The sequence below is a fragment of the Pedobacter puniceum genome (assembly GCF_009674685.1).
GTDB classification, from domain to species: Bacteria; Bacteroidota; Bacteroidia; order Sphingobacteriales; family Sphingobacteriaceae; genus Pseudopedobacter; species Pseudopedobacter puniceum.
In genome coordinates this window covers 223,619-244,299 of record NZ_WKJI01000004.1, presented here as the reverse complement: position 1 = coordinate 244,299, position 20,681 = coordinate 223,619, and the positions used below count along the sequence as shown (strand labels likewise).

The window sequence follows — 20,681 nt, the reverse complement described above, 5'->3', positions numbered from 1 at the left end:
ATATTAAAACAAACTTTTAAACTATACAAATAAAATCTATAGATTTTGTAGATTTTATTTTTACTTTAGTGATTTCTAAGCAAAACATATGAAATGGATTACCAGAAAAAGGCCTAAAATAGATAGAATAGCTTGCCCTTGGCTTATTAAAAGATTTATTGATGCTGATGCAGAAATAATTTATGTAGCAGCGCAAGATGTTATAAGAAAAGCGCAAGAGCTGGGTGCAATTCCGTTTGATGTCCCTCATGTAGAGTTTACCCATTATCAAGATAAATGTACTTTCGATTATTTTATTGAGAAATACAAGCTAGAAGACGAGGCGCTTACTACCCTATCTTTAATTGTTAGAGGTGCCGATACAGATGCCCATCATTTAGCGCCCCAAGCTTCTGGTTTATGGGCAATATCCGCGGGTTTGGCTTATAATTATAAAGATGATAATGAACTTTTAGAGATAGGACTAATTATTTACGATGCTTTATACAGTTGGGCAAAACATTTAAAACATGTTAAACATACCCAAAATTCTACCGATAGCTTGTTTCTTGATGTTTATCATAAATATCTGAAACATCAAAAAGAGCAGGGTAAAAAAACGCCATCTTGGGCAAAAGAACTCAAGGAAATTATACAAGACCAAATAGACATTAATATGAATGTTAGTTTAAAAGATGTTTCAGAAGAGTTAAAAGTAAACCCTGCTTATATATCCAGAGAGTTTGCTAAACATTTTGATAATCTTTCTTTTGGAGATTATATCAGAAAACTACGCATAGAAAAAGCTATATCTTTAATAGAAAGCACTGATTATAAATTATCAGAAATAGCTTTTCTTACGGGATTTTCAGATCAAAGTCATTTCACAAGAATTTTTAAAAAAATTTATGACTTGAGCCCTGCTCAATATAAAAAAGCTTTAAAAAGTAAAATACATCCAAAAGGTAAAATCTCTTCTAAATAGTTTGTGCATCAGCCTTTATTCTTGCACAAAAAAGATATCATGAAATACTGTATTTATTTAAAATCGGCTTTAAGCCTGATATTAATTAGCGTTTGTTTTATTTTGGATGCTTATACGCAGGAAAATCAGACTACATTTCCTAAAATAACGGGTTATGTAGGCATTCTACACCCAATAGCTACTTTAAATAATGATGGTTTACATACCAATTTTACTGATTATTATGTAGTTGGGATGCCAACGGGTATTAATATCTGGAAAACAGAAAAAATAGGCTTTTCTTTTGAAATCGTTCCGTTTATTAGAACAGAAAACGGCCTAAGTAGAGCTAACAATATCCTCATTCACCCTGGTATATTGCTAAAACTTAAACATGGCTTTACTTTGGTTAACCGGATAGCTTTTGAAACTTCTGGTAGGTACGGTTTTACACCCATCCTTAATAAAGTAATTAAGAAAAATAAACACAGCAATTATTTTATAGCCATGCCATTACCTGTAAGATTTGGTAACAATAATCCGGCTTCTGCTACTGTAGCTTTTCAATTTGGAATTGGTTTTTAAATACATATAATGCAAAAAAAATACACACTTAAAGATATTGTTATTTATTTCTTCAAACTTGGCACTTGGGGCTTTGGAGGACCTGTAGCTTTGGTAGAATACATGCAAAGAGATTTAGTGGAGGACAAAAAATGGATTTCTCAGGAAGAATATAAAGAAGGCTTGGCCTTAGCACAGTTAGCCCCAGGACCACTAGCAGCACAGCTAGGTATTTATTTAGGCTTTGTACATTACAGAATATTAGGTGCAACATTAGTAGGTTTGGCCTTTGTACTACCCTCCTTTTTAATGGTACTCACTTTAGGTGTTGCCTATAAGCTTTACAGTGGTTTAGCTTGGATGCAAGCTGTTTTTTATGGTGTTAGTGCTGCTGTTATAGGTATTATTGCATTAAGTGCTTATAAATTAACCATCAAATCTATTAGTAAAATCAACCTTAAAGGTTTACAAGATAACTGGCTTTTATGGGTGTTTTATTTAGTTGGCGCTGTTAGTACAATTGTCTTACAGCGAGAAGAAATTCTATTATTCATTTTAACAGGGTTGATTTATATGTTGGTAAAAGCTAAGCCAAAAAAGCTACAAAAAACAGCAAGTTTACCCGTTATTGCGTTTTACTTCTTACCTATAATTACCTATGCAAAAGGCACTTTACCTAAAATGGCCTTATTTTTCTTAAAAGCCGGAGCTTTTGTTTTTGGTAGTGGTTTAGCCATCGTTCCTTTTCTACATGCCGGTGTGGTGCAAGAATATAAATGGTTAACAGAAAATGAATTTGTTGATGCCGTTGCCGTTGCTATGATTACCCCCGGACCAGTAGTTATTACCGTAGGTTTTATAGGTTATTTGGTTGCTGGTTTCTCAGGAGCTTCTGTTGCTGCAGGAGCCACCTTTTTACCTTGCTATTTGTTCACCATCTTACTAGCACCCTCTTTCAAAAAGATTTCTCAAAATCAGCAAATTAAACTTTTTGTTGATGGCATTACTGCAACAGTTATTGGTGCCTTGGTGGGTTCGGTTATTGTAATTGCTAGTCGCTCTATAATAGATTTAACTACTGTGATGATAGCTTTTGCATCCGTTTTAGGATTAATGTATTTCAAAAAACTAAAGGAACCTCATATCATTTTAATAGCGGCACTTATTGGTCTTGTGATTAAGAATTTGTTTTAAATAGACGCCGGGAGCGGATTCGAACCGCTGTAAAAGGTTTTGCAGACCCCTACCTCACCACTCGGCCACCCGGCTTTATTAAATTTATCCAAACAAAAAGTAAGCAATCACTAGCGTTACCACTATATTAAATGCTTGTGCTATTAAAAAAGCATAAAACGGTTGTTTACTATTTTCGGCAAATAAATCTTTAAAATTTGTTTCTAAGCCAATACTGGTAAAAGCTAAAGCAAACCATAATCCCTGAAGATTTTTTAAACTCCCCTTCACGGTAGACACCGTTTCTGTAGGTACTAAAAAGGAGAAAATTAAAGATGCAGCTATAAAACCAATAACAAACTTAGGAAACCTATCCCAAATAATTTTTAAGGTTGGTTTTTCTGGTCTTCCTGCTTCATTATTTTTGGTTTGTATAAAAGACCAATAAATACTGATGGCAAAAGCGGCTAAACCTAGCAGTACATTCTGAGAGAACTTCACTATAGTACTTATTTTTAAGGCTTCCTCGCCCACCAAAGAACCCGATGCAACAACCGCCCCGGTGGTATCAATACTTCCACCAAGCCAAGCACCTGTTACTTCTTGAGATAAACCGAGATATTGAGCTAGGTAAGGCATGAAAATCATCATCGGGATAGCTGTGATTAATACCATAGAAATTACATAAGACAATTTCTTAGAATTACCCTGAATAGCGCCAGATGTTGCAATAGCTGCTGAAACCCCGCAAATGGATACTGCACTAGAAATCATCATGGTTAACTCTTGATCTATTTTAAGCTTTTTACAAAGCCAGAAAGCAAAATACCAAACAGATAATACCACCAATAACGCTTGTACTAATCCTAGAGAGCCAGCTTTTAGGATATCAGAAAAAATAACACTGGTACCTAATAAAACTAAACCAATTTTCACGTAAAGCTCTGTAGCTAACGCTGCCCTAAACCAAGCTGGTATTTTAAAAAAATTACCGATAAGCAATCCAATAGATAAACTAAAAATAACAGCCTCTAAATTTATAGATTTTACAAAATCATTTCCTGCCAATAAAAGAGCAAGAATTGTTAACAAATACACCACTGGAAAAACAATAAGTAAATGTTTAATAGATTTTCCGGTAAGAAAAGCTCCTAGCATAGCAACCGCTATTACCAATACAAACTGTATAAGTAGTATTTCTAAATTTTTGGGATTAAAGATATCTGTATTTAATACGGATAAAGATTCCCAATTGAAATTAGGAACTGGTAATAAAAAGCCAAGAAGCGAAATAACAATGATGCTTGCTCCTAAAATAACAACAGCCCAATCTTCATGAACCCATTCTTTTTTAATTTTCGACATATTTTATAATAAATTGATTTTATAAATATCACTTAAAACAGTTTTTGCTGCATGATAACCACACATACCATGCACACCACCGCCGGGCGGTGTTGATGAAGAACATATATAAATTCTTTTAGATGATGTACGATAAGGCGAAATTTTTACTGCTGGCCTCGTATACAATTGAGCCAAATCAATGATTCCACCATTAATATCACCACCAATATAATTAGGATTATATGCTTCCATTTGTACAGTATTCATACGATGTTTTGCTAAAATAGTATCCTTAAAACCAGGTGCAAAACGCTCTATCTGATTTTCTATAGCATCAGTCATATCCTTAGTAGAGCCATGCGGAACGTGGCAATAAGCCCATGCGGTATGTTTTCCTTCTGGTGCTCTACTTTTATCAAATAAACTTTGTTGAGAGAATAAAACAAAGGGCTTTTCTGGGTGGATACCTTGAGACGAGCTTAATTCTGAACTTTCTATCTCTTGATAAGTATTACCTAAATGTACCGTGGCAGCTTTTTTACAAGCATCGGCAGTAAATGGTGTAGGCTCGCTTAAAGCCCAGTCTACTTTGAAAACTCCCATACCATGTCGGTAGCGTTCTAATTGCCATTTGTAAAGACTAGAAAACTCTGCTCCTGCAATGCTTATAAGTTGTTTAGGCGTTACATCAAACAATACAACCCGATGTGGCGGCAACTCTTTAATATTTTTAACCATAATGCCTGTTTCTATTTGACCTCCTAAAGAAATAAAATAAGATGCTAACGCATTTGCAATAGCTTGCGAGCCACCTTTAGGAATAGGCCAGCCATGTTTATGCCCTACAGCAGATAAAATTAAACCAATAGCTGCCGAAGCCCAGTTACATAAAGGTTGTATGGCATGTGCAGACATTCCGCCCCATAAACCCTTAGCCTCTTTTGTTTTAAATTTAGCAGCTATAGCATTAGCAGATCTGATAGCATTTAAACCAAACTGAGCCAACAAAAAAGGATGCGATGGAAAGCTTAAAGGCCCCATGGTATCTTCTGCTATTTCATCCCAGTGGTTAACAACGGGCTGGATAAGTTTTAAGTAGGTTTCTTTATCCTTACCTAAATAAGATGCGGTTTCCTCAATAGATTTTGATAAAAAAGCGGCCTTTCCATCATCAAAAGGATGGGCTGCTGCTAGCGGAGCTTGAATAAACTGCAGTCCGTGTTTTGCTAAAGGTAATTTCGAAAAAAAAGGTGAACCCATTGCCATGGGATGAATAGCCGAACACACATCATGTTTAAACCCTGGCAAAGTTAACTCTTGTGTACGCAAGCCACCGCCAATGGTATCTTTACCTTCTAACAACAAAACAGAAACCCCGGCTTGCTGCAGCGTTATTGCTGCAGCTAAACCATTGGGTCCCGAACCAACTATAATAGCATCGTATTTCATCTTACAGATTAAGGTGTTACAACCAAATTTTCTTTTTTGCCAGCATATAGCGGATAAACTTTGTCTCTTTTATCTAAAACCACATAAATAGAGTCTTTATACTGGTTTTTACCCCATAATATGATTCTGTTAGCTGATGGTCTTTGGTAATGAAGGGTAAAATTTTCATCCTTATATACTTTATTCTTACTTTGGAAAGTAATCGTCTTTTTAATAGTATCAGCTTCATAATAAAAATGTCTTCTGCCGCCACCTGTCCCGGCAGATTCATAGGTTCTATCAATATCTTTAAATTGTTTTCCTCTGCCTGCTTCTCCATGAATTAAGAAGGTATTAAAAACGGTATAAGACATGGTAGACCATTTTTCAAAAGTTACATTTTGCCATCTTACTGAATCAACCGGAGAATATGGGACAATTTTATTATTCACTTTAAACTCTGTTACATCATACAAACCTCTTGAGTCCGCTAAACCGGGTCTTGATGGTACTTTATAAGAATCGTATTTATAATTATGCCAATGTAAATAAGCACTCAATACAAAAAAGAACAGGAATACAAAGCTTTTAAAAGCTATTCTAAAGTACTTTTGTAGAGGTGTTTTAAAATCGTGGTAGTATAAATTAGGCTTAACATCTTTTTGGAGAACAAGTAAAGTCCAGATATTTTTAAGATAAGGCCATAGTACAAATGCACCACCTAAAGTAAAAAAAGCAGCAGCCAAGTGTATGCCACCATCATAAGCATGATTAGCAAAAGTTATATTACCAATCATTGCTAAAGATAAAGCCGCCCCAACTGCTCTGGTAGGCTTAAAAAGTAGAAAAAGCATGATCAGAAGCTCGGCTAAGCCCGCAAAAACTTCATAACCATGAACAAAGCTAAATTGTATCCAATACAGCTTTTGAGCAGTAAAATCGCCAAAAGGTGTATTCAACTGCGTTAAGGCTAAATCTGGCATCTGTGTAGGAAAGACCTTAGAAAAAGTTAAACCTTGCAGTTTAATCAGCATGGCATAACTTACACCTACCAATAAGAAATAGTATAAATTTCTGTAATGCTGACGCTTTTGATCTAAAAGGCCCCAAATAAAGGCCCCAATTATCCCAATACCTAAAGCTAAAAACCAGTTGATATAGCTTGCTAATCCATAAATTCCTTCTTTAGCAGTTATCGTTAAAAAATAAGTATTGGCATCTTTTAAAGAGCCTTTATCAGCCGCTCCGTCAAAAAGAGGTTTAATTTTAATGGGATTAAAGGAAGAACCGCTCAACCTCCCAATATCTCTAATATGTAAATTGGCCCAATCCGTAGTGAACCATCCTTTATAGTAATCTAGCTCTAAAGGCACTATGAGCAGGAAGAAAAAAATAAATGACACCCTAAAAGCCCATTTTTCAAAGGCTGACCAAACAGGTTCTTTGTTTTCTAAAAATATATCTGTTGTATTCATTTTGATTGATGTTGGGGTTATAGTTTAACAGATTTTCTTCTGCCTTCTAATAACATATACTTCCTGTTTATTTTATCTAAAACAGCATAAACAGAATCTTTCTTCTCATTTACACCGCTTAAAACCAAAGTAGAATCATTTAAAAAGCGATAACTTAACTGAAATTTTTCTGAAGCGTGGTTTTTGTTTTTATTTTGTAGGGAGAGCTTTTTAGAAACAGTATCTGCCTGATAGGCAAAATAATGTCTGCCTCCAACACCAGCCGATTCGAAATTTCTATCTATATCATTGATTTGATAAACATCCCCGAAAGAAGTATCTATTTTTACTGGTTTAGCAATTTTAATGCTTATAGTAGCCCATTTTTCAAAAACAACATTTTGCCATCTATTTGTATCTGAGGTAGTGTAAGGAATAACTACGCCATTGTACTTAAACTCTCTTACATTATAAAAGCCATAAGTTCCTTTTAAACCTGTTGTTTTAGGCAATTTATATGGCTCTTGAATATAATTAGCACAAGTGCTTACTCCCAAGACTATGAGAAATATAAATACAGATACTTTTAATATTGTTCTTAATCTTTTAAACCCAAGAGTAGTATAAATAGGCTCAAACTTGCTGGCTATGGTGTATTGCTCTAAAACCAATAAGCTGTAAAGTCGCTTAGCATCATAAATCAATAAAAATAATGCTATCACAACTAAATATAAACTATAAACCTCTTCGCTAGCATCGTAAGCTATATTAGCTGCAAAAACATTTCCTGTAAAACCGGCAATAATACCTGCGCCAAAAGTGGTGGTTCTTCTAAATAACAAGAGTATACCAGCTACTACTTCTATAGCACCTAGAAAAATTTCATAGCCTTGAGTGATACCTAACGTATGAAAATAAATCTTCCACGCTAAGAAATCACCATAATTGGTATGCATATTACTTAGCGAAGGAAATGGCATTTGTAGCGGAAAAACCTTTAAAAAACCATAAGCGATGATACCAATAGCTAAACGATAGCGCAAAATTACCCTTAACCAATAGTACAGACTATCGTAATTGCAATTAGTATTGCTAAAAGTCCAAATTATAGTAGCTAGAGTAGCTATGAAGCCAGCGAAAAGCCAATTCTGATAACCTACTAATCCAAAAAATTGTGGAGCATATTTGGTTAAACTAAATAGACTATAAAAGTTAAAAGTTGCCCAATTTATATTAAAAAGTTCTTGATAAAACTTCCAATCTATGGGTACAACCAAGATAAAGAAGTAAATAAAGAAAAATCTAAGTAGTATTTTTTCATAACCTTTCCAGTCGGACGAATCATGATTTGAAATATTTAGAAAACTCATAGGTTTTATAATTAATAATCAGGGTTTTGTTCAAGATTTTTATCTAATTGAATCTGAGCCACAGGAATAGGAAAAATATATTCATGCTCTTCCACTTCAATATTGCTATCTAAAGCTTCTAAAACTGTTTTAGCCCTGCCGGTTCTGGCTAAATCAAACCAACGGTGTGGTTCAAAAGCAAACTCATACCTTCGCTCTTCTTCTATTGCTTGTAATATTTCTTGCTGCGTAACCGCTATTGAAACGGGAAGTTCTGCCCTGTCTCTTACCAGATTTAAATCTGCTAAAGCACCATTAGTAATACTTAAATTATTTTGTTGAGCTCTTGCCTCTGCTCTTATTAAATACATTTCTGAAATTCTAAAGATATAAGCAGGATCTGTAGCTGGTAACCTATAATATAAATTACCAAACCAAATACGGGTATTATTTTGTACAACACTACTGATTAAAGCACTTCTTCCACCGCCAATAGCTGGATTATTAAGAAGTGAAACAAATCTATCATTTGGTGCATACCTGTAAGTACCACCTCTGGTAGGATGTTGCATTTGTGCTCTGGTAGCATTAGGGTTAATAGCGCTATATTGCAGTTCAAAAATAGACTCTCTGGTACCCACAACATTATTGGCAAACCAAGCACTATAAGGCTTAACCAAGGTATAATCTGCTGATTTTTCTATCAGCTTGGTGGCATATTCCTCGGCTAAAGCCCATTCTTTTTTGTAGAGGTGTAATCTCGCTCTTAAAGCCCAAACTGTTCTTTTTGTGGCTCTTATTCTATTAACCGCATCAGGTAATAATGCTTCCGCATCTTGTAAATCTGCTAGTACTTGCGCATAGGTTTGGGCTAAAGTACTTCTTCTAATATTTGGCCTTTCTTGTAAAGATACCGTAGGCTCTAAAAATAATTGTACACCACCCCAAGCTCTAGCCAAATCAAAATAGGCTAATGCTCTTATAAACTTGGCTTCTCCTATAATCTGATTTTTTAGGTTTGTGGTAAGCGTAGGGTCTTGTACTGAAGGTACTTTAGTAATAACATGATTAGCTCTGTTTATCGTATTATAAATAGCAGACCAAGCTGTATTAAACAATACCTCATCTGTACGGAAATTGATATTAACTAAATTTGCAGCTCCGCCAGTAGTAAGATTTTTAATATCAGCACTCGGAAAAAAACCTAATGTAACATAAGTTTCTCCGTAATAACCTGAAGAACTTAATTGCCTATAAACACCTCTTAAAGCTGTTTCGCTAGAACCTTTATCATAAATAGGATCTAGATCTGATACGGCATTTAAGGGCTCTGTCTCTAAAAAATTCTCGCAAGAAGACAATAAAATAGAAAAAGAGAATAATATATATTTTAAATGTTTCATGATACTCATATTTAAAGGGTGAGATTTAAACCAAACTGAACTGTACGTGGTTGTGGAGGTGTACCATAATCGTAACCTTGGATATTTCCTGTTCCTAGATTAGATTCAGGATCAGCCCCAGTATACTTCGTAAACAGAAGCAGATTATTACCCGTTACATAGAATCTTAGCTGATCTATTTTAGCTCTTGCTGTAAGTGTTTTGGGCAGGGTATATCCTAAGGTTAAGGAACGCAACCTTAGAAAAGATGCATCCTCAAAAAACCTACTGTTTTCTTGTCTGGCGTAATTAGCTGCTGTTAATTTAGGTACATCAGTAACTTGGCCAGGGCTTGTCCAACGGTTTAGCTGACTTGCTAACAAAATACGGTTAGCATCTAACGTACCACCTGTTTCTCCCAACATTCTATTATGGTTCCATAGATTATTTCCATAAGAAAAAGTAAAGAACACTCCTAAATCAAAGGTTTTATAATTAAAATTATTCGTAATCCCTCCAAATAATTTAGGCCAAGTACTTCCTAGTATTTGTCTGTCATCAGCAGTAATTCTACCATCTTTATTAAAATCATCAAATACGGCATCCCCAGTATTAGAGTCTACATAAAGCTGTTTATATAACCAGTAAGAGTATAACTCTTTTCCTTGTTGTAGTCTTATTAAATCTCTTCCTGCAAAAGGGATATCAGCCGGTATTCTTTCTATCGTATTTTTATTTTGAGCCAGATTTAAATCTGTTTTCCAAGTAAAGTTTTTAATCTTGACATTGGTAGAATTTATACCTAACTCAAAACCTTTATTACCAATTTCTCCAAAATTGGTAATGTAAGAAGAAAAACCTGATGTTGCCGGAGTTGCAACCAGGAGCAGCGCATCTCTGGTATATTTATTATAATAGTTAAACTCTATATTAATTCTGTCATTTAACAACCCTATATCTAAACCTGTACTAAACTGACTGGTTGTTTCCCACTTTAAATTAGGGTTAGCAATTTGCAAAGGAGCAGTTCCGGGTAATTCTGCACCTCCTAAAGCATCGGCATAGCCAAAACCGCCTGTCCATAAACCATTAGATGCAAAATCATTTATCCCACCTTGGTTACCAGTTGTACCGTAACTTACCCTTAATTTAAGATTAGAAAGGGTGCTTAAATCTTTCAGGAAATTCTCTTCATGAATACGCCAAGCCCCACCAACAGAAGGGAAATATCCCCATCTATTATTTTCTCCAAATCTTGACGAACCATCTGCCCTGATGGTAAATTCGAAAAAATATTTTCTTTTGAAATTATAATCTGCCCTCGAGAAAAACGATGCTAAAGTACTATTAGTCGTAAACTGAGATGCCGTTTGTATAGCTGCTGATGATATTTGTGTATAAGAATTATTAGGGAAATTTGTTCCCGTAGCCGATACGTTTTTAATCTCAGCGCTTTGCAAAGTATTACCAATCAATACACCAAAACTGTGTTCTTTTAATTGATTACGATAAGAAAGTGTTTGCTCATTAATAACCGTTGTAGATTGTGTAATACTTTGAGTACCTCTACCTCCACTTGCTCCTAAAATTGTTCGAGTATCCCAATATTCGTTCTCTTCATAATTATTATAATCAGCACCAAAAGTAGAACGAAACTTAATTTTGGGTGTGATATCATAATCCAGATAAACATTACCAACATAATGGTAGCTGTTAGACCAAAGATTAACTGTATTGGTTAATACAGCAATGTTATCAAAATTTACCCACCTTAATGGCGAACCATCTGCAGCAAAAATTGGTAAGTAGGTTGGGATATTTAGAGATGCTTGTAATAGCGTTCCGTTACCACCGTTTGCAGGTCTTGCTTGGTCTCGATAGCTTTTAGACAAGCTATTACTTGTACCAATGGTAATTTTATCATTTAATTTTTGATCTAGATTTACTTTAAAGCTTGCTCTATCAAAACCCATAGGCTTCCAAATAGATTCTTGATCTGTAAACCCAGCACCTAAATAATATCTTGTTTTTTCTGAACCTCCATTAACAGATAAATCATAATTTCTAAGATTCGCTGTACGATTTAAGAAGGACATCCTATCGAAAGTAGGTTGATCTTGTGGCAAGCCTCTTCCTGGTACATTATTAATAATCTGATTTGAAGGTCTAAATGGTTCTGGCAAACCTGAATTCCTGCTATACTCATTTACCAATATAGCGTGTTGTTCACCTGTAGTTGTTTTCCAAACCCTATCAGCTGGAGCCCAACCCAAACCTTCGGAAGCGTTAAAAGAGATACTTGGTTTTTGCCTGTAATTACCTCGTTTTGTAGTAACAATAACTACCCCATTAGCACCTCTAGAACCATAAATTGCAGTTGCTGTGGCGTCTTTTAAAATCTCTATACTTTCTATATCTGCCGGATTTAAGTCGGCCAAAGGCGATGTTCCTCTATCTTGTGATATATTTTGAAGACTTACATTATTAACAAATACGCCATCTATTACATAAAGAGGATCATTACTAGCATTTATAGAAGTAGCACCTCTTACCCTAATAAATATATCAGAACCTGGCACACCTGTATTACTGCTAATTTGCACTCCGGCTGCTTTACCTTGCAACTGGGCATCAAAGCTTACTTCTGGTATGGTTTTAACATCCGTTGGATTAATTTTAGAAACAGAACCTATTAAGTCTTTTCTATTTTGTGTGGCATAACCTACCACAACAACATCACTCAATTGTCTTCTATCTTCTTGTAATTCTATTGTTATAGGGGTTGTAGTTGCAACAATCCTAAGTTTTTGATAACCTAAATAGCTTATGATTAAAGTTACTGGAAGCTTCTGACCCGTAACAAAATTGAACCTGCCTGCTGCATCTGTTTGTGCATTATGGGTAACACCTTCCAATTGAACTAAAGCACCCGGCAATGGCTCTTTAGTTTGCGCATCTACTACTTTACCACTTAAGGTTGCATTAATGAGCGGTTTGGTTTGAACTTGAGCTTGTATATAGCCTGATGTAAATATTACAAGAAGAGATAATATGATTTTCTTGTATAAAGCTATAACACAAAAAGACTGTATAGCTTTTTCATAATTTTGCATACTTTTACTATGGTTTAATTGAACATTTTATGCAGGCGACAACGCCAATTGAGAACCTGCATGATTAAGTTTAAGCCTTGGGGAATATGCTATCATGTTCCCCTTTTTATTTTAATGTATCAACATATCATTTTAATCCTCCCGCGTTTTATTTTAAATCAATTTTCTGATGCAAATATAAAATTAAAATAATAATCTACAAATTTTATAGATTATATAGTTTATAAATTTAAATAGCTTTATAAGAAGCTCAAGACCATAATATAAAACATTAAATACAGACAGATATATTTTACTCTTAAAATCTATTCAAACAAATTTTATTAATTAATGGGTTATTTTAGTAGATTTAAGGCTCTTATTAGTTTTAATTCTTACCCATAATAAAGAATAAGTTTTGTTAACCAAAAAAACTAAATACGCAGTAAAAGCTTTAATTGCATTAGCTAGAAATGAGGATAATAAACCTATGCTGATTGCTGAAATTGCAAAAAATGAAGGTTTACCTAAAAGATTTTTAGAAGCTATTTTGTTGGATTTAAAACGCGGACAAATTTTAGGCAGCAGAATGGGTGCTGGCGGTGGTTATTTTTTGATGAAACCAGCATCAGAAATTATGGTATCTTCTATCATCAGAATATTAGATGGCCCAATTGCCCTATTACCTTGCGTAAGCTTAAATTTTTATCAGCGTTGCGAGGAATGTAAAGATGAAGTTACTTGCAGTATACGCGAAATGATGCAAAAAGTAAGGGAAGCTACCGTAGGCATTATGGATAATACCAGTGTTGCCGATTTAGTAAGAAGAGAAAAAGAAATGTTAAGTCAGAAGTCTGAAGACCGAAGTTTATGAGTTTTCGACCGTTTTAATAATTGGCAATCTTCGGACATCGGTCCTCGGACTGCCAACTTCTAAAATCTACCTACTATAATTAGGAGCTTCTTTCGTAATGGTAATATCATGAGGGTGAGATTCTCTGATACCAGAAGCTGTTATTTTCACAAATTTTGCCTTTTGTAAAGTCTCGATATCTTTAGCACCACAATAACCCATACTTGCTCTTAAACCACCTACGTATTGGTGCATCACTTCCATTAAAGTTCCTTTATAAGGTACACGACCCACAATACCTTCTGGCACTAACTTTTTAATGTCATCCTCTACATCTTGGAAATATCTATCTTTAGAACCTTGCTCCATAGCCTCAACTGAGCCCATACCACGGTAAGATTTAAACTTACGACCTTCATAAATGATGGTCTCCCCTGGCGATTCTTCTACCCCTGCAAATAAAGACCCAGCCATAATAGAACCTGCTCCTGCTGCAATGGCTTTCGCAATATCACCAGTATGCTTAATACCACCATCAGCAATTACAGGTACTCCGGTTCCTGCTAAACCTTTTGCTGCTTCGTAAACAGCATATAATTGGGGTACACCTACACCAGCAATAATTCTGGTGGTACAAATGGAACCCGGCCCAATACCAACTTTTACAGCATCGGCACCAGCATCAGCTAAAGCTTTAGCACCTTCTGCTGTGGCCACATTACCTGCTATAACTTGTAAGTCAGGAAAAACTGCTTTAACTTCTTTCAGTTTATCTATAACTCCTTTAGAATGACCATGGGCTGTATCAATGGCAATAACATCAACACCAGATTTAACAAGTGCTTTAACACGATCTAAAGCATCAGGCGTAACCCCAACCGCTGCACCTACGCGTAAACGGCCATGCTCATCTTTACAAGCTTTAGGGAAATTTTTAAACTTTTGGATGTCTTTAAAAGTGATTAACCCGCTTAGCTTACCATCTTTATTGATAACCGGAAGCTTCTCAATCTTATAATCTTGTAAAATGATTTCGGCCTGTGCTAATGTTGTACCTTCTGGAGCTGTAACTAAATTATCTTTAGTCATCACTTCTGTTATTTTACGATTCATGTCTTTCTGGAAGCGTAAATCACGATTGGTGATGATACCTACCAAAACATTATCAACAGAAACTACCGGAATACCGCCAATTTGGTATTCTTTCATAATTTTAAAAGCATCAGCAACTTTAGCATCTTCTTGTAAAGTAACAGGGTCTTGTATCATCCCACTTTCTGATCTTTTTACTTTACGTACTTCATCAGCCTGAGCTTCAATACTCATGTTTTTGTGTAGAATACCAATTCCCCCTGCTTGTGCTATAGCAATAGCTAGATTAGCATCTGTAACGGTATCCATAGCCGCAGAAACAATAGGAACATTAAGCTTTATTTTCTTGGTGAGGTAAGTTGAGGTATCAACTTCACGCGGTAAAACTTCTGAATAAGCCGGTACTAAAAGTACATCATCATAGGTTAAACCTTCGGCTAAAAATTTATGTGGATCTAATTGCATAGCAAATAAATTAGGGTGCTTTATTTGCCGCACAAAGGTAGATTATTTTTTTGGGATTGAAAGAAATATTTTATATTAGGTACTGATTTACCAATGAAAACATTTTATGCTAAAAAAATTACACAAAACTTGTTTCTATTTAACAATATTATCTTTTTGCTTATCAAAACAATTATCCGCACAAGAACAAACTCTTAAAGTAAAATTTGGCAAAGTTGAAATCGAAGAATTCAAACAAAAACCATCTGGGAAAGATAGCTTAGCCAATGCTGTAATGTTATTTGATATTGGTGATATCTCTTTCTCTATAAACAATAATGGAAGATGGGTTTATAAATTTTCAAGGCATAAAAGAATAAAAATCCTATCTAAAGATGGTTACAATTATGCAAATTTTGAAATTCCCATCTATAAATCATCAAACCTAAAAGAAGAAATTTCTAGTGTATCTGTTGCCTCTTACAACATAGTTGGAGAAAAAGTAATTCAAAATAAAGTTCTCAAAGACGAAAAATTTACAGATAAATATAATTCTTATTGGACCATTAATAAGTATACTTTATCTAATATCCAACCGGGTACAATAGTTGAAATTAAATATGAAATTATCTCTGAAGACACTTATGATCTAAGAAGTTGGTATTTCCAGCATGAAATACCTGTACTTCATAGCGAGTTAACATTAGCAATTCCTGAGTATTTTCAGTATAAACTTAACAGTCAAAGTTTAGTGAATTTAGATTTAGTGAATAATGAAGTAATCTCACAAAATCATAGCGGTAGTATAACGAGTTCTAGCGATAGCTACAGAAGTCAGAGTTATAACTTTATGTGTAACGCGACAAAAAGAACTTGGGTAGCTAAAAACATTTTTGCTTTTAAAAATGAGCCATTTATTACCACCTCTGATGACTATATTACAAAAATCTCTTTTGAGTTACAATCTACTACTTTCCCTAACGATATTATGAGAAATTATTCCAGTAGTTGGCAAAAAATAGTAGAAAATCTATTGGAATTAGAATCTTTTGGAGAACTTGTTAAGGTTAATAATTCCTCTAAAAATATAATTAGTGGATTCATAAATGAAGCTGATTCTACAGAGATTAAAATGCAAAAAATATATAACTACTTAAAAAAATCTATTAAATGGAACGAAAAAACAAGTATTTATGCATCACATAAATCTATTAAGAACATCATTGATCAAAAGAATGGGAATTGTTCTGATATTAATCTTACCTTAATAAATTTATTAAATAGCGCTAATATTAAAGCAAACCCAGTACTTATTAGTACCCGCAGTAACGGTCGCCACCCTGGCATTCCACTTATCTCAAGATTTAACTACATTATAGCTGCTGTAGATATTAATAATAAACGTTATTTCTTAGATGCCACTAATCCAAACTATTTTATCAATTGCTTCTATGAGGATGCTTTAAACCATAAAGGACTCCTGGTTGATCTTACATCAAAAGAAGGAACTTGGATACCTATAGAGCCTGAAAAAACTTCTAAAACGACAATAACTAATATTTTCACTTTAAACAATGATGCTCAATTAACAGGAAGTATAAACCTCTACAAGACTAATTATGAAGCGTTTTATGCAAAAACTAAATTAGACCGTTATTCATCAAAAGAAGATTATATTAAAGATTATACTAAAAATAAAAGCGGATTAAAAGTTGATGATTTAAAAAATCAGAATTCAGAAATAGATGGCGTTTTTGCTGAAACTATGGCTGTAACAATTGATGACTTGGTAGAAGAAGCTGGAAACCTACTATATTTTAATCCTTTACTTTTCGAACGTACAAAAGAAAATCCTTTTAAATCTGATGAACGCCTTTTCCCTGTAGACTTTGCTACCCCTAAAGAAGAAAATTATAAATTTATTTTTAATATTCCAGATGGATACAGCTTAGAAAAACTACCAACACCTATTTTGTATAAATTAGAAGACAACTCTGCTTTATTTTCTTATACAGTGATACAAAATGACAAACAAATTCTCATCAATAGCAAAATACTTATAAGTGGAATAGTTTATCCTTCTGAAAGATATTTCGAACTAAAAGAATTATTTAAAAATATTGTAAATAAACAATCTGAACCGATTGTATTAAAAAAATTATAAGCCTTTGAGAAAATTATTTTTCCTTATTTTATTATTTTATTCAAGCTTTTTAAAAGCACAAGAATATGCTACATCAAATATCCCAGACTCTCTTTTAATTAATGCCGATGCAGTAATTAGAAAAGAGACGAGGGAGTTTACCTTGAAATCGCCTTCAAAAGCTATTGAAAAATATGATTTAATAGTTACTATTCTGAACAAAAATGCAGAGGAATATAATAACTTAGGACTATCTTATGATAAACTCTCTCGGATTGAAGAATTGTCTGCGTCTTTAATTAATAAAGAAGGTACCGTTATTAAAGAATTTAAAACTAGCGATTTTACTGATAGAAGTCTTATCTCTAGTTTTTCTATTTATGAAGATAGCAGAGCTAAAGTATTACAAATTAATTATCCAACTTATCCATATACTATTAAGTTTTCTTACAAAATAAACCATAATAGTTTACTCTCATATCCTTCTTGGTATCCTCAATCAGATTTCAGATTATCTGTTCAAAAATCTACTTATGAACTCTCGCATCCTAGTGAGATGAAAGTACGCTTTAAATTAAATAAACTTCCTATACCTGCAGTTCAGGGTGATGATAAAACCAAATCAATTAAGTTTTCTATTCATAATTTGAAAGCTTATGCTATAGAACCCCTAAGTGCAGGCTTAAATAAAATAACACCTTGGGCATTATTTGGGCCTACCAATTTTGAGTATGATGGTTCCTCAGGAGATCTTTCTGATTGGAATGCATATGGTAAATGGCTTTATAATTTAAGCGCTGGTTTAGATGTTTTACCTAATGATATAAAAATCAAAGTTCATGAACTTACTGATAATTTAACTAATGAAAAAGATAAAATAAGAGTTTTATACAAATACTTACAAGCCAAAAGCAGATACGTAAGTGTACAATTAGGAATTGGAGGCCTTAAACCTTTTGAAGCAACAAAAGTTGCACAAAATAATTACGGAGACTGTAAAGCCCTTTCTAATTACATGCTCGCGTTACTTAAAGAAGCAAATATAAAATCATATTTAACGGTTGTAGGTGCAAATCCTAAAGGTGGTTTGAGGACTGACTTTGCTTCTGCAAACCAAGCTAATCATATGATTTTATGTGTTCCTTTACAAAAAGATACAGTTTGGCTAGAGTGTACCAGCCAGCGTTCTCCTTTTAATTATCTAGGGAGTTTCACAGAGGGCAGGAACGTACTTTTAATATCACCAAGTGGCGGACAAATTGTTAAAACTCCTGCTCTTAAACCCTCAGATAGCCAGCAGCTGAGAAAGATTAATGTTTTTATTGATTCTTTAGGAAATGCAAGAATTAAACTTTATACACAATATACGGGAGAGCAATTTGAAGACATTCAACATCAATTATATAATGAAATAAAAGAGCAAAAAGATTACATCTACAGTACTTTACAAACTCCAAATGTTAGAATAGAAAAAATCAATTATTCATTGGCAGAGAAAGATATGCCTAAAATAGAAGAAAACTTAGATTTAACCCTTGATAATATTTTTGTTAATGGAGGCAATAATAAGTTTGTAACACTAAATTTATTTAATAAGAAATCATATGTTCCTGAAATAGTACCTGATAGAAAAACAGACTTTAGAATTTCAATGAATTATCATGATTATGACGAAGTAATTTATGAGCTCCCCAAAAATTACAAAGTAGAATTTATCCCAAAGGAAACACAAATTAAAACAGATTTTGGTATATACACTTCATCTACTACCATGAGTGATAATAAAATCATTTATAAAAGAGAGCAAAAGATGTTTAAATCAACATATCCCGCAGAAAAATTTAATGATTTAGTGGCATTTTATAAAACCATTTATAAAGCAGATAAACAAAAAGCAGTTTTAGTTAAGCAATAACTAGGAAATATAGAACTCTAAATATTAAGTTATTTAGTATTAATAGAAATGTTAAACAAAAAATCACCGAGCTAAGCTTGTTGATTTAATTTATCCTATATGCTAAAATCATCTATTACTTATTTTTTACTTTTTTTACTTAGCATCCAATCTTTTGCTCAAGATAATCAAGGAATTAAATTCTCTCAATTTAAAGACTGGGAAAGTGCAAAATCTGAAGCAAAAAAATCTAATAAATATATTTTTCTAGACGCTTTTACAACTTGGTGTGGTCCTTGTAAAATGATGGCTAAAGATATATTCCCTCAAAAGAATGTTGGAGATTTTTTTAATGCAAATTTTATTAATGTTGCTATTCAGTTTGATAAAACAAAGCATGATAACGCCTTTATAAAAGCTTGGTATAAGGATGTGGAACAACTAGAAAAAGAATTTAAAATTGATAGTTATCCAACATATTTATTTTTTAACCCTAATGGTGAATTAGTATATAGAATTACTGGAGCTTCCGAGGATGCTTTTACTTTTATTTCAAAAGCGGAAAATGCTGTTAACCCCGAAAAGCAATATCACTTATTTAAAACAAAATTTGAAAAGGGAGTAAAAAATCCAATTTTGTTAAAACAGCTTTTAAGCACTGCGAAAGAAGAGAAGGATTTGCTCTTTTTGTCTAAAGTTGCCAATGAATACTTAATATTTCAAAAAGACATTTACACTAAGGAGAATTTAGAAATTATAAAAACAGCTACTGTAAAAAGCTCAGATGTAGGATTTAACGTTTTGAGATTTAATTCAACAAAAGCTGATTCCATGTTAGGGAAAGGAGAAAGCTATAAAATTGTTTCAAATATAATTTCTAACGAAATTGTAATACCTTATTTACGTAATGGTGGCACTAAAACAGACCTTGGTGGCGGAATGATAAGATATAGTGGAGAAATAAATAAAAATATTGATTGGGATACACTTGAGTCTAAACTAAAATCTGAATACCCAGAACTTTCAAGAAAAATACTTTTAGCTTCAAAACCCATTTATTATGATTGGGTGAAGGACTATAATAAATTCTGTGAATCTTTTATAGAATTTACCGATTTATATCCAGAAGTACTGGATGATAATCTACTACGCTATTATATATGGAATATCATTAAAAATTCAGAAGATAAAACTATTTTGAACAACGCTATTAAATTTACTACTCAAACTAAATTTTTCAAAGAGAAAAGAAGTCCTATTATACAAACTGGATATGCTACACTTTTATATAAGATTGGAAATAAAGTTGAGTCTTTATTAGCTGTGGATGAAGCTATTAAAATAGCAAAAGACTTAAATCAAGACTCTTATATTACACGATTAGAAAATTTGAAAATAAAAATAGAAAAAGGGGAAAAAGCTTGGTAGTTTTTAAAGCTTATATAGTCTCTATATTACATTTTTTTAGCCCCCACACAATGCTTTTTAACACAAATCTCATATTTAATAAAACATTGAAACTT

At 33.5% G+C, this 20,681-nt stretch carries 14 protein-coding genes and 1 tRNA gene; 7 read left to right on the top strand and 8 right to left on the bottom strand.

Features of this window, described 5'->3' with window-relative positions; genetic code table 11:
• Positions 1-88 precede the first annotated feature (88 nt).
• The 3 genes from GJJ64_RS14670 to GJJ64_RS14660 are packed head-to-tail and all read left to right on the top strand — an operon-like array spanning position 89 to position 2,701.
• Complete coding sequence (locus GJJ64_RS14670; protein WP_154288517.1) at positions 89-964, top strand: chromate resistance protein ChrB domain-containing protein; 876 nt, start codon at positions 89-91, stop codon at positions 962-964.
• A 39-nt stretch (positions 965-1,003) separates the two neighbouring features.
• Positions 1,004-1,528, top strand: a complete 525-nt coding sequence (locus GJJ64_RS14665) for a hypothetical protein (protein ID WP_229655551.1) — start codon at positions 1,004-1,006, stop codon at positions 1,526-1,528.
• A gap of 9 nt (positions 1,529-1,537) precedes the next feature.
• Entirely contained in the window at positions 1,538-2,701 is a 1,164-nt protein-coding gene (locus GJJ64_RS14660) for a chromate transporter (RefSeq protein WP_154288516.1), read from the top strand.
• A gap of 4 nt (positions 2,702-2,705) precedes the next feature.
• Here the strand turns inward: GJJ64_RS14660 and GJJ64_RS14655 are convergent.
• From GJJ64_RS14655 to GJJ64_RS14625, 7 genes are all read right to left on the bottom strand, one after another.
• Positions 2,706-2,776, bottom strand: a tRNA-Cys gene (locus tag GJJ64_RS14655).
• 9 nt (positions 2,777-2,785) lie between these two features.
• On the bottom strand, positions 2,786-4,045 hold the full coding sequence (locus GJJ64_RS14650; RefSeq protein ID WP_154288515.1) for a YeiH family protein: 1,260 nt from the start codon (positions 4,043-4,045) through the stop codon (positions 2,786-2,788).
• 3 nt (positions 4,046-4,048) lie between these two features.
• Complete coding sequence (locus tag GJJ64_RS14645; protein WP_154288514.1) at positions 4,049-5,476, bottom strand: phytoene desaturase family protein; 1,428 nt, start codon at positions 5,474-5,476, stop codon at positions 4,049-4,051.
• A gap of 8 nt (positions 5,477-5,484) precedes the next feature.
• Positions 5,485-6,930 (bottom strand): hypothetical protein, encoded by a 1,446-nt coding sequence (locus GJJ64_RS14640; RefSeq protein ID WP_154288513.1) that lies wholly within the window; start codon positions 6,928-6,930, stop codon positions 5,485-5,487.
• A 17-nt stretch (positions 6,931-6,947) separates the two neighbouring features.
• The gene (locus GJJ64_RS14635) at positions 6,948-8,279 is read right to left on the bottom strand and encodes a DoxX family protein (RefSeq protein ID WP_154288512.1); all 1,332 of its coding nucleotides are present in this window, start codon (positions 8,277-8,279) and stop codon (positions 6,948-6,950) included.
• 11 nt (positions 8,280-8,290) lie between these two features.
• Entirely contained in the window at positions 8,291-9,661 is a 1,371-nt protein-coding gene (locus GJJ64_RS14630; protein ID WP_154288511.1) for a RagB/SusD family nutrient uptake outer membrane protein, read from the bottom strand.
• Between the two features lie 11 nt (positions 9,662-9,672).
• On the bottom strand, positions 9,673-12,753 hold the full coding sequence (locus tag GJJ64_RS14625; protein WP_154288510.1) for a SusC/RagA family TonB-linked outer membrane protein: 3,081 nt from the start codon (positions 12,751-12,753) through the stop codon (positions 9,673-9,675).
• A 397-nt stretch (positions 12,754-13,150) separates the two neighbouring features.
• Here GJJ64_RS14625 and GJJ64_RS14620 point away from each other — a divergent pair, with 397 nt between their 5' ends.
• Complete coding sequence (locus GJJ64_RS14620; protein WP_026903670.1) at positions 13,151-13,606, top strand: RrF2 family transcriptional regulator; 456 nt, start codon at positions 13,151-13,153, stop codon at positions 13,604-13,606.
• Between the two features lie 66 nt (positions 13,607-13,672).
• Here GJJ64_RS14620 and guaB read toward each other — a convergent pair whose 3' ends face one another.
• Complete coding sequence (gene guaB, locus GJJ64_RS14615) at positions 13,673-15,142, bottom strand: IMP dehydrogenase (protein WP_154288509.1); 1,470 nt, start codon at positions 15,140-15,142, stop codon at positions 13,673-13,675.
• Between the two features lie 106 nt (positions 15,143-15,248).
• Here guaB and GJJ64_RS14610 point away from each other — a divergent pair, with 106 nt between their 5' ends.
• The 3 genes from GJJ64_RS14610 to GJJ64_RS14600 all read left to right on the top strand — a co-directional run bounded on the left by GJJ64_RS14610 (position 15,249) and on the right by GJJ64_RS14600 (position 20,586).
• Entirely contained in the window at positions 15,249-17,285 is a 2,037-nt protein-coding gene (locus GJJ64_RS14610) for a DUF3857 domain-containing protein (RefSeq protein ID WP_154288508.1), read from the top strand.
• Positions 17,286-17,289: 4 nt separating this feature from the next.
• Entirely contained in the window at positions 17,290-19,179 is a 1,890-nt protein-coding gene (locus GJJ64_RS14605; protein ID WP_154288507.1) for a DUF3857 domain-containing protein, read from the top strand.
• A gap of 99 nt (positions 19,180-19,278) precedes the next feature.
• Positions 19,279-20,586, top strand: a complete 1,308-nt coding sequence (locus tag GJJ64_RS14600) for a thioredoxin family protein (protein WP_154288506.1) — start codon at positions 19,279-19,281, stop codon at positions 20,584-20,586.
• The last annotated feature ends 95 nt before the right edge of the window (positions 20,587-20,681 follow it).

Coding starts and splice junctions, on each gene's coding strand:
- GJJ64_RS14670 (WP_154288517.1), top strand. CDS start 89: ATGAAATGGATTACCAGAAAAAGGCCTAAAATAGATAGAATAGCTTGC.
- GJJ64_RS14665 (WP_229655551.1), top strand. CDS start 1,004: ATGAAATACTGTATTTATTTAAAATCGGCTTTAAGCCTGATATTAATT.
- GJJ64_RS14660 (WP_154288516.1), top strand. CDS start 1,538: ATGCAAAAAAAATACACACTTAAAGATATTGTTATTTATTTCTTCAAA.
- GJJ64_RS14650 (WP_154288515.1), bottom strand. CDS start 4,045: ATGTCGAAAATTAAAAAAGAATGGGTTCATGAAGATTGGGCTGTTGTT.
- GJJ64_RS14645 (WP_154288514.1), bottom strand. CDS start 5,476: ATGAAATACGATGCTATTATAGTTGGTTCGGGACCCAATGGTTTAGCT.
- GJJ64_RS14640 (WP_154288513.1), bottom strand. CDS start 6,930: ATGAATACAACAGATATATTTTTAGAAAACAAAGAACCTGTTTGGTCA.
- GJJ64_RS14635 (WP_154288512.1), bottom strand. CDS start 8,279: ATGAGTTTTCTAAATATTTCAAATCATGATTCGTCCGACTGGAAAGGT.
- GJJ64_RS14630 (WP_154288511.1), bottom strand. CDS start 9,661: ATGAAACATTTAAAATATATATTATTCTCTTTTTCTATTTTATTGTCT.
- GJJ64_RS14625 (WP_154288510.1), bottom strand. CDS start 12,753: ATGCAAAATTATGAAAAAGCTATACAGTCTTTTTGTGTTATAGCTTTA.
- guaB (WP_154288509.1), bottom strand. CDS start 15,142: ATGCAATTAGATCCACATAAATTTTTAGCCGAAGGTTTAACCTATGAT.
- GJJ64_RS14610 (WP_154288508.1), top strand. CDS start 15,249: ATGCTAAAAAAATTACACAAAACTTGTTTCTATTTAACAATATTATCT.
- GJJ64_RS14600 (WP_154288506.1), top strand. CDS start 19,279: ATGCTAAAATCATCTATTACTTATTTTTTACTTTTTTTACTTAGCATC.